Source organism: Mycobacterium sp. NGS19 (assembly GCF_059813155.1).
The window spans coordinates 186,424-197,026 of the sequence record NZ_JCALEB010000005.1; the positions used below are offsets into that span (position 1 = coordinate 186,424).

Annotated in this window: 7 protein-coding genes; 6 read left to right on the plus strand and 1 reads right to left on the minus strand. The window is 61.8% G+C overall.

Annotated features, from left to right (window positions below; translation table 11 throughout):
• The first annotated feature begins 29 nt into the window (after window positions 1-29).
• Window positions 30-1,298: an esterase/beta-lactamase LipL gene (gene lipL / locus AC5Y4N_RS16540; protein ID WP_499909876.1), complete on the plus strand. Its 1,269-nt coding sequence runs from the start codon at window positions 30-32 to the stop codon at window positions 1,296-1,298.
• A 73-nt stretch (window positions 1,299-1,371) separates the two neighbouring features.
• On the opposite strand, the gene AC5Y4N_RS16545 is transcribed toward lipL, so the two are convergent.
• A complete protein-coding gene (locus AC5Y4N_RS16545) occupies window positions 1,372-1,710 on the minus strand; it encodes a hemophore-related protein (RefSeq protein ID WP_499909878.1) in 339 nt (112 codons plus the stop codon).
• Between the two features lie 712 nt (window positions 1,711-2,422).
• On the opposite strand from AC5Y4N_RS16545, the gene AC5Y4N_RS16550 reads away from it, so the two are divergent.
• The 5 genes from AC5Y4N_RS16550 (at window position 2,423) to AC5Y4N_RS16570 (ending at window position 10,586) form a co-directional block, all read left to right on the plus strand.
• A complete protein-coding gene (locus AC5Y4N_RS16550) occupies window positions 2,423-2,842 on the plus strand; it encodes an MmpS family transport accessory protein (protein ID WP_499910101.1) in 420 nt (139 codons plus the stop codon).
• Window positions 2,839-5,715 carry an MMPL/RND family transporter gene (locus tag AC5Y4N_RS16555; protein WP_499909880.1) on the plus strand — a complete coding sequence of 959 codons (2,877 nt, stop codon included), beginning with the start codon at window positions 2,839-2,841 and terminating at the stop codon, window positions 5,713-5,715. Before AC5Y4N_RS16550 ends, AC5Y4N_RS16555 begins: the two co-directional genes overlap by 4 nt.
• A gap of 10 nt (window positions 5,716-5,725) precedes the next feature.
• A complete protein-coding gene (locus AC5Y4N_RS16560; RefSeq protein ID WP_499909882.1) occupies window positions 5,726-8,671 on the plus strand; it encodes an MMPL/RND family transporter in 2,946 nt (981 codons plus the stop codon).
• A 236-nt stretch (window positions 8,672-8,907) separates the two neighbouring features.
• Window positions 8,908-9,231 carry a hemophore-related protein gene (locus AC5Y4N_RS16565; RefSeq protein WP_499909884.1) on the plus strand — a complete coding sequence of 108 codons (324 nt, stop codon included), beginning with the start codon at window positions 8,908-8,910 and terminating at the stop codon, window positions 9,229-9,231.
• Between the two features lie 1,130 nt (window positions 9,232-10,361).
• Window positions 10,362-10,586 carry an MbtH family protein gene (locus AC5Y4N_RS16570; protein WP_499909885.1) on the plus strand — a complete coding sequence of 75 codons (225 nt, stop codon included), beginning with the start codon at window positions 10,362-10,364 and terminating at the stop codon, window positions 10,584-10,586.
• Window positions 10,587-10,603 lie beyond the last annotated feature (17 nt).

Consider the following 10,603-nt stretch of genomic DNA (forward strand, 5'->3'; position numbering starts at 1 on the left):
TGGGCAGCTAAAGGGTCATTATTAGGCCTGTGACGCGCCCTCAGCTGCATCTGATCGACAGTGGCTTGCCCCACGGGGTGCAGGGCGCCGCCGATCCCCACTTCGCGTGTGCGATCCGGTTGTTCTCGAAGCTGTTTCCGGGCCGCCGGTTCGGTGGCGGCGCGCTGGCGGTGTATCTCGACGGCCGACCGGTGGTCGACGTATGGACGGGGTACTCCGACCGGCGCGGAAAGCAGCGGTGGACCGCCGACACCGGTGCGATGGTGTTCTCGGCCACCAAAGGCGTGGCCGCGACCGTGATCCACCGGCTCGTCGACAGGGGACTGCTCAGCTACGACGTGCCGGTGGCGGCGTACTGGCCCGAATTCGGGGTGAACGGCAAGCACGCGATCACGGTCCGTGACCTGATGGGTCACCGCGCCGGTCTGTCGCACCTCAACGGAGTCAACAAGACCGAGCTGCTGGACCACGTCGCGATGGAAGCACGGATGGCGGCCGCGCATGTGACGCGTCTCCTGGGCCATCCTGCCTATCACGCAATCACTTACGGCTGGCTGGTTTCCGGGCTGGCGCGCGCGGTCACCGGCGTCGGCATGCGCGAACTCATTCGGTCCGAAGTAGCCCGCCCCCTCAACATCGACGGGTTGCATTTGGGTCGGCCGCCCGCACATTCGCCGACCCGGACTGCGCAGATCCTCGCGCCACAGAGCACGCGCGCCAACCCACTGTTCAATTTGATCGCACCCAAGTACGCCGCATTGTGGTTCTCCGGCGGCTTTGGGGCGATGTACTTCCCCGGCGCGAAATCCTTTGTGCAGGGCGATATTCCATTCCTCGACGGCGAAATCCCTTCTGTCAACGGGGTAGCGACCGCGCGGGGGCTGGCGAAGATGTACGGCGCGATCGCCAACTGCGGACGGATCGACGGAATGCGTTATCTGTCAGCAGATGTGGTGCGCGGCCTGGCTGGCCGGCCGAGCCTGCGGCCCGATCTCAACATCGTTGTGCCGCTCGCTTGGCACCTGGGCTACCACTCCGTGCCGATCCCCGGTGTGCTGCCGGGCTTCGGGCATGCCGGGCTCGGTGGGTCGATCGGCTGGGCAGATCCCAGCACGGGGATGTCGTTTGGTTTCGTGCACAACCGGCTGCTTACCCCCATGGTTTTCGACCAGGCGACGTTCGCGGCGCTGGGAAATGTGCTGCGCCGTGGTGCAGAAGCTGCGCGCCGCCACGGTGCGCACTCCGTGCCACATTTTGGTGCGCCGTACACCGAGCCGTCGGAATCGGTCGCGGGCTAGACGCCTCGTCAACGGCTGAAGGCCTGGACCGATTTTCTCGTGGCCAGTCGGTCCAGGCCTTCGCGCGAGTCGCTCAGTAGTTGTTGCAGGTATTGAAGACCTGCTGCAGCATGCCGATGTACGGCCGGTTCGCCGGCGCGTTCATCATGTTCTCAGCCATCTTCTGGCGTTGATCCGGCGGCGCGGCCAGGAATTGCCGCAGACCCGACTGCAGCTTGCGCGACGAGTTGAAGTACGCAGCCGCAGTGGCATCCTGCGCGTTGAGTGCCGCTACCCATTGCGGATACGTGCACGTCGTGTTGACCACCGGACCCAAATCCGGGTCCGCGGACGCGGTCCCTGCCGCGCCGGTGAGCGCGATTGCCAGACTGCCCACCCCGATAGCCAGTCCAGTCAGCGAACGCTTGATCATTCGGAACTCCCTCCCTCTAGCTGACCGCATCGACTCTAGCCATCGAAGCTAAGCGGTGCATCAAGATCGGCAAACGCCGGTTAACCAACCAGTGCCGTGGTCGGGTTTCAGGGGGCCGTCGAGAGGTGATCGGCAGGTGTCGCAACAGGATTCGGCCGGTTCCACGCCGTCGTCACTGAGGGTGTGCCGGGAGCTGTTCGCTGGATGCGCTCGCCCACGCCCGAACCGACCACCACCTCCACGGTGACCGGTGATGGTGGCGCGCTGCGCACGGCAACCCCGCCCCTGCCGTCATCGCGTCCTCTCACCTGCTTGTTCATGTTTGTCATGAATTAGTTGCCGCGTCATCTCGTTCCGGCTGGGGGGCCGGACTGTACACTTTTCCGCCACCCGAGCCACAGCATCGTGTGATTTGCGGGTGATGCCGCCGATCCGTACCGTGCCTGTACGCACGCGGTGCGTATTGCGATCCCATATCACGTTGGGAACGGCCCAATATGGAGGTAAGCGGCATGGTTTACTGTTCAAGATCGGGTTGCGCTCCCGAGGCGCCGCAGGTCTGAGGTGCCGCCGCACGGCTAGCCGGCGACGCCCAGCGCATACCATGTGCGGCCGTCGGCTGTCGCGGCCGACGCGAGTGACAAATGGTTGAGCGGCTGATTTTGCACCGGGTGGCTGGAACGGGCGGAGGGGAGTCACGATTTTCCGGGTACTGAGGCGGCTGTGGATTCCGCTGCTGGCGCTGGTGGTGATCGCCGCCGGCGGATTTACGGTGTCCCGGCTGCACGGAATCTTCGGCTCTGAGAAGCGCCCGTCGTACGCAGACACCAAGATCAACGACACCAAACCGTTCAACCCCAAAAAGCTGACGTATGAGGTTTTCGGCGCCCCGGGAACGGTGGCCGACATCAGCTACTTCGACGCCGAGGCTGAACCCCAACACATCCAGGGAGTGCCTCTGCCATGGTCGTTGCAGTTCGAGATCACTAAAGCGTCAGCGGCTGGAAGTCTCGTGGCCCAGGGCGACAGCGACAGCATCGGCTGCCGCATCGTCGTCGACGGCGAGGTCAAAGCCGAGAGGATCTCAAACGACGTGAACGCCCTCACCTTCTGCCTGTTGAAGTCCGCATGAGAGATCGAAACACGGAGCCCATCCGGCGGCCGTTCTTCGCGCGCAACATCCACCGGCTTTCGCTGCTGATCATCTTGGCCTGGCTGGGCGTGGCCGTCGTCGTGACGGTCGGCGTCCCGCCTCTGGAGCAGGTCGAACGCGAGCATTCGGTATCGCTGAGTCCTTCAGACGCGCCGTCGTACAAGGCGATGAAGCGCATGGGCGAGGACTTCCAGGAGTCGAATTCGCAGAGCGTCGCGGTGCTGGTTCTCGAAAGCGACCAACCGCTGGGCGACGAAGCACATCAGTACTACAACAACTTGATTCGTCAGCTGCGCGACGACCCGAAACACGTGCAGCACATCCAGGATTTCTGGGGGGATCCGCTCACCGCAGGCGCGGCACAAAGTGCCGACGGTAAAGCGGCCTACGTCCAGTTGAACCTCGCCGGCAATTTGGGCTCGGCACTGGGCAACGATTCCGTCGAATTCGTCCGCCACGTCGTCGACAGCACGCCGCCGCCGGCCGGCCTCAAGGCCTATGTCACCGGCCCCGCCCCCGTGGTGGCCGATATGGGCAAGAGCGGCAACAGGACTGTCGTTCTCATCACGGCCGTCACGTTCGCGGTCATCTTCATCATGCTGCTCATCGTCTTCCGGTCATTCCTTTCGGTGATCGTGCTCCTGCTGATGGTGGGCATTCAGCTTCAAGTAGCCCGAGGAATAGTCGCCTTCCTCGGCGACCACGAGATCGTCGGTCTCACCACATACGTCGTCAATCTCTTGGTGTCCATCGGGATCGCGGCCGGAACCGACTATGGGATCTTCTTCGCCGGCCGCTATCAGGAGGCTCGGCAAGCCGGTGAGGATCGGGAGACCGCCTACTACACCGCCTACAGTGGCGTCGCGAAAGTTGTTCTCGCTTCTGGTTTAACCATCGCTGGAGCCATCTTCTGCCTCAGCTTCACTCGCCTGCCTTATTTCCAGCCGCTGGGTGTGCCGGGCGCTGTGGGCATGCTCGTCGCGGTTGCGGTGGCTCTGACGTTGATTCCGGCAGTCATGGCTGCGGGCAGCCGCTTCGGGCTCTTCGACCCCAAGCGGCTGATCAAAACCAGGGGATGGCGGCGCATCGGCACGGCGATCGTCCGCTGGCCGGGACCTATTTTCGCAGCGACGATGGCAGTCGCGCTGATCGGTCTGTTGACGCTGCCGGGATACAACCCGAGCTACAGCGATCAGAAGTTCATCCCGAAAGACATCCCGGCCAACCTCGGGCTTGCCGCAGCCGCGCGTCATTTCCCGCAGTCGCGGATGTCGACGCCGGACATCTTGCTGATCGAGAGCGATCACGACATGCGGAATCCGACCGACTTCTTGGTGCTGAACAAATTAGCCAAGGCGGTCTTCGCGGTCCCGGGTATTTCGAGTGTGCAGGCGATCACCCGCCCGGAGGGCACACCGATCGCGCACACGTCGATTCCGTTCATGCTCAGCATTTCTCAGGCCAGCCAGCGGTTGAATCTGCCGTTCCAGAAGAGCCGCATGAAGGATCTGCTCAAGCAGGCCGACGAGATGTCGACGACCATCAGCGTCATGCAGCGCATGTATTCCTTGATGCAGCAGATGAACGACACGACGCACCGGATGGTGGGCCAGACCCACGAGCTGCAGGAAATCACCGGGGAATTGCGCGACCACATTGCCGACTTCGACGACTTCTGGCGGCCGATCCGCAATTACTTCTATTGGGAACAGCACTGCTACGACATCCCCATCTGCTGGTCGCTGAAGGCAATCTTCGACTCGATCGACGGTGTCGACGAGATCAACGACAAAATGCAGGATCTCGTCAAGAACCTGGATGAACTCGACAGGCTGCTGCCTCAGATGCTCGCCCAGTTCCCGCCGATGATCGACATCATGCAGAGCTCGCGGACCATGATCCTGACGATGCACAGCACCATGTCCGGGATCTTCGACCAGATGGACGAGTCGACGAAGGACGCGACGGCGATGGGCAAGGCCTTCGACGCCGCCAACAACGACGACTCGTTCTATCTGCCGCCGGATGTATTGAACAACAAGGACTTTCAGCGCATCCTCAAAGTCTTTTTGTCGCCGGACGGCAAGGCAGCGCGCATGCTCATCACGCAGCGGGGCGATCCGGCGACCCCTGAGGGCATTTCGAGGGTCGACCCGATCAAGACCGCCGCCGAAGAGGCGCTGAAGGGCACTCCGCTGGAGGACTCCAAGATCTACCTCGCCGGCACGTCGGCGATGGTCAAGGACTTGGTGGACGGCTCCCGCTACGACTTGATGATCGCCGGCATCGCTGCTCTGTGCCTCATCTTCATCATCATGATGATCGTGACCCGCAGCTTTGTCGCCGCGCTGATCATCGTGGGAACTGTGGCGCTATCGCTGGGCGCGTCGTTCGGGTTGTCTGTGCTCGTCTGGCAGTACCTTCTGGGAATTCAAATCCACTGGGTCGTGCTCGCGATGTCGGTGATCCTGCTGTTGGCGGTGGGATCGGACTACAACCTGCTGCTCGTGTCCCGAATGAAAGAGGAGTTACACGCCGGCCTGAATACCGGCATCGTCCGGGCGATGGCAGGTACCGGCAAGGTGGTGACGGCCGCGGGTCTGGTGTTCGCGTTCACCATGGGGTCCATGGTGGTCAGCGACCTCCTCAGCATCAGTCAAGTGGGCACCACCATCGGTATGGGATTGTTGTTCGACACCCTGATCGTGCGTGCATTCATGACGCCGTCGATCGCTGCACTGCTGGGGCGCTGGTTCTGGTGGCCGCAGCGGGTGCGGCCTCGTCCCGCAAGCACAATGCTTCGGCCGGTCGGTCCTCGTCCTTTGGTGCGTGCCCTGTTGCTGAGGGACTAGCGAAGGCCGCATGAGCACCCCACGCAATCGGCCGCCCCTCGTCGCGCGGATAATTCGGCGATTCTCGCTACCCATTGTCCTGTTCTGGATAGCGGTGACGTTGTTCACCACATTGGCTTCGGTCGGCTGGCATTGGAAATCCGCGATTCCGGCGCTCGAGCGGGTCGGCGAACAGCATTCGGTGTCGCTGATGCCTGCGGATGCGCCCTCGGTTCGGGCCATGACACGAATCGGCCAAGATTTCAAAGAATCCGACTCGGATAGCTTCGCGATGATCGTGCTGGAGGGCCAGCAGCCACTCGGCGACGATGCCCACCACTATTACGACGGATTGGTCCAGCAGCTCAGAGCCGACACCAAGCATGTACAACACGTGCAGGATTTGTGGGGCGACCGGCTCACCTCGTCCAGTGTGCAAAGTCCCGACGGCAAGGCTGCCTATGTGCAGCTGAATCTGGTCGGCAACCAAGGCACGCCGTCGGGTGAAGAATCAGTGGCCGGTATCCGCAATATCGTCAACCGCACGCCGCCGCCGCCCGGCATCAACGTGTTTGTCACCGGCCCGTCACCGCTGGTCTCCGATATGCAGCACAGCGGCAACAGATCCATTCTGAAAATCACGCTGGTGACCGTCGTGATCATCTTCACGATGCTGCTTCTTGTGTACCGCTCCGTCCTCACCGTTGTCCTGCTGCTCGTCATGGTCGGCGTCGAATTGGCGGCGGCCAGAGGTGTGGTGGCATTTCTCGGGCATAACGACGTTTTCGTGCTGTCCACTTTTGCCGTCAATATGCTGGTCTTCCTCGCGATCGCGGCGGGGACGGACTACGGAATCTTCTTCTTCGGTCGTTATCAAGAGGCACGCCAAGCCGGCGAAGACCGGGAAACGGCGTACTACAGCACGTATCGCGGCGTCGCGCCCGTCGTGCTGGCTTCCGGCTTGACCATCGCGGGGGCGATCTTCTGCCTGAGCTTCACCCGGCTGTCCTACTTCCAGACCATGGGTGTCCCGTGCGCAATCGGAATGCTTGTTGCCGTCGCGGTGGCGGTAACGCTCGTGCCCGCAGGCATTGCGCTGGGCAGCGCTGCAGGACTACTGGATCCGAAGCGCAAGATGCGGGTTCGCCGCTGGCGTGGGGTCGGCACGGCCATCGTTCGCTGGCCGGCGCCCATTCTGGCCGCTTCGTTGGCAGTCGCCTTGATCGGCCTCATTGCCTTGCCCGGCTACAAGACCAGCTACAACGACCGGCTCTACATACCCGCCGATATCCCCGCGAATCTCGGTTATGCCGCCGCGGAACGGCACTTCTCGCAGGCCCGCATGATGCCGGACATTGTGATGATCGAGGCCAACCACGACCTACGGAATCCCTCGGATTTCTTGGTGCTGAACAAGGTGGCGAAGGCTCTTTTCCGGGTGCACGGTATTTCTCGCGTCCAGGGCATCACAAGGCCGGAAGGCACGCCTATCGAGCACACCTCGATCCCGTTCTTGCTGAGCGTGCAGAACGCCGGCCAGCAACAGGCCATGCAGTTCCAGCGAAAACGTATCGAGGATATGACCAAGCAGGCCGACGATCTGGCCAAGCAGATCAAGATCATGCGCGAGCAATACGCCATCCTTCAACAGTTGGTCAGTACTACTCATCGAATGGTCGAAACCACTCATGATCTGCAAGATGTGACGGTAGAACTACGCGATCACATCGCCGATTTCGACGACTTCTGGCGGCCCATTCGCAATTACTTCTACTGGGAACAGCACTGCTACGACATCCCGATCTGTTGGTCGCTGAGAGCGATTTTCGATTCGATCGACGGCATCGACATCCTGACCGACAAGCTGCAAGACCTTGTCAAGAGCATGGACGACCTCGACACACTGATGCCCCAGGTGCTTCCGGTCATCGCGGAGATGATCCCGACTTTGGAATCCATGCGGATGTCGGTACTGACCATGCACAGCACGATGTCGAGCACGTTCGCCGAAATGGACGAAACAAGCAAAGACACCGCCGCCATGGGGCAGGCGTTCGACGCTTCGAAGAACGACGACTCGTTCTATCTGCCGCCGGAGGTCTTCCAGAATCCCGACTTCCAGCGTGCGATGAAGTCGTTTTTGTCGCCGGATGGCAAATCAGCGCGCTTCATCATTTCTCACAGCGGCGACCCCGCGACTCCTGAGGGCATCAAGCGCATCAACCAGCTGCAAACGGCGGCCGAGGAAGCACTCAAGGGCACACCTCTCGTCGACGCCAAGGTCTTCTTGGCCGGCACTACCGCCACCGCGAAAGACTGGCAAGACGGTTCTACCTACGACCTGTTGATCGCCGCTATTGCCGCGCTCTGCCTCGTCTTCATCATCATGTTGATCATCACGCGAGGCTTCATCGCGGCGCTGGTGATCGTGGGAACGGTAGCGCTGTCGCTGGGTGCGTCGTTCGGCCTCTCAGTGCTGCTGTGGCAGTACATCTTAGGTGTCAACCTGCACTGGATGGTCCTCGCGATGTCGGTGATCATCCTGTTGGCGGTCGGCTCCGACTACAACCTGCTGTTGGTGTCGCGCATGAAAGAGGAGATAGGCGCCGGCATCAACACCGGCATCATCCGCGCTATGGGAGGCACCGGCAAGGTCGTCACTTCGGCAGGCCTGGTGTTCGCCGCGACCATGGCTTCGATGGCCGTCAGCGACTTGCGGATCATCGGTCAGATCGGCACCACGATCGGATTGGGCCTGTTGTTCGACACGTTGATCGTGCGCTCGTTCATGACGCCGTCCATTGCTGCCATGCTGGGTCGCTGGTTCTGGTGGCCGCAGCGAGTGCGTCAACGTCCCGCCAGTGCACTGCTCAGGTCGGAAGGACCCCGTCCGCTGGTGCGGTCTTTGCTGCTGAAGAACGAAGGCCGCGACGACGACGACGCAGTCACCGACCGGATTCCGAGGCCGTCGGTCTGACATCGGTAGGCGCAGCGGCAAATCGCGTGGGAGACGCGAAAGTCGGCCCAGCGCAGACCCGTTCGCTGGTCGGTGTAACGCCTGAGCACCGCGCGGCGATGGACTCATTGGCGCCGCAATCCACGGCACCGGTTGCGTTCTGGCTGGTGTGGGCTATCGGGGCGTGAGGTTTAGAGACAGCGACTAGAGTCAATGTCATCAGCTAGAGGGAGGGATCACCTATGATCAAACGTTCTTTGAGCAAACTTGCTATCGGAGTCAGTGGTCTGGCGTTGGCGTTCACCGCTGGTGCGGGTGTGGCGTCAGCAGACCCCGACCTGGGCCCCGTCGTGAACACGACATGCACCTACGGTCAGTGGGTGGCTGCGCTCAACGCTCAGGACAAGTCGGCTGCCGCGTACTTCAATTCGTCGCCGCGGCTGCAGTCGGGATTGCGCCAGTTCCTGGCCGCACCGCCGGATGAGCGGCAGAAGATGGCCGAGAACATGATGAACGCACCGGCTAATCGACCGATCATTCCGATGCTTCAGCAGGTCTTCAACACCTGCAACAACTACTGAGCGGGCGCCCGGCAGGGCACTCTCGGCTAGAACCCCACATGGCCTCGGGCGACTGCACGGGGTACGTGTGGGGTTTTTGCTGGGGCCGTCACGCTTTCGGCGGCCGTCATCAACATGCGACGCGTCGTGCGCGCAGGTCGCCCTAAGCAACGGTGAATTAGCCATATTCTCTGGCCGACTGCGGGGCGGTTCTATTTTTCGAGAACATTGCGGTGGCGCGCTACGCCACACCCGGCACGCCATACCAGGCGCCCTCGTCAGCCTGACATTCTCATCGAATACCGACGCACAATCGGAGCATTTCTCAGGACGCTTTACTTGGCTCAAAAGAGTGCCGAATTCTACGCGTTATCTGTGCGAGCTTCTGCGCACCACCGGCAACGCCGGCTTGAATACCGAGCCGATTGCTTCTCAGAGCCGGTCTTGCCGCAGCGAGATCCGACGCCGGCGCGAGGTTGTGGGGCGTTGGAGTGGGAGCGTCGGTGGGGAAACCCCATTTTCAACGTGCCGCTGCCGGTACGCTCTACGCAGAGCAGTGGGTGACCGACCAGGTTCGCAGCCCGCCGCAAGCGTCCCAGCGAACTAGCCAGTGCCAGGTTTTGAGGGTTGTCGCGTCCGCCGGGGACTGATTGTGCGCCGCCAGCTGGCGAATTCAACTGTGCTGGCTCGGACTTGGCCGCTTCGAACCACGCTGAGCGTAAAAGTCGCTTTGCTGAAGCGCCTACGTAGAGCCGTAGGGCGCGGAGCTGTGGCGCCTCCGCACACCGTGACATCGGCGAACCGCAGCCGCTGCGGACCCTCGACGAGCGACACGGCCGCGACCCACTGCGGGGTCGGGTGGGCGCGACGCGGATACCGCTATGATGTGCTGAGCACTATGATTTGACGAGCGTTTGGCGCTAAACAGCGGTAGCCGGCGAAAGCCGGCGGAAGTCCGCGGCGCCGAACGCTCGTGCAGCTAGATGCCGTACTTTCGATCACGTTGAGGGGGAACCCCAGCGTCGCCCGTGTGTCGACCTGGGATGACATGTGCAAGTTCAAGAAGTTTGCCGAAACAGGGTGCTGACCCTGTTTGGCTTCAGTATTGTTTGGGGGATTCCACCTATGTCGACTAGACGGTCTGGAGAACGATGAGCATCAATCCGTTTGACGACGACAACGGCACTTTCTACGTCTTGGTCAACGACGAAGAGCAACACAGTCTCTGGCCGACGTTCGCCGACGTTCCAGCCGGCTGGCGGGTGGTCTATGGGGAGGCTGACCGCGCCGCCTGCCTGGAGTACATCGAACAGAACTGGCCGGATATCCGCCCGAAGAGCCTTCGCGACAGGCTCGCCAAGGGTTCGGGTTCTTGATTTTTGTCCCGTGGTTT

Bases quoted from the DNA above. Each gene is read 5' to 3' on its own strand.
- AC5Y4N_RS16570 (WP_499909885.1), top strand. From the start codon at position 10,362: ATGAGCATCAATCCGTTTGACGACGACAACGGCACTTTCTACGTCTTG.
- AC5Y4N_RS16560 (WP_499909882.1), top strand. From the start codon at position 5,726: ATGAGCACCCCACGCAATCGGCCGCCCCTCGTCGCGCGGATAATTCGG.
- AC5Y4N_RS16545 (WP_499909878.1), bottom strand. From the start codon at position 1,710: ATGATCAAGCGTTCGCTGACTGGACTGGCTATCGGGGTGGGCAGTCTG.
- AC5Y4N_RS16555 (WP_499909880.1), top strand. From the start codon at position 2,839: ATGAGAGATCGAAACACGGAGCCCATCCGGCGGCCGTTCTTCGCGCGC.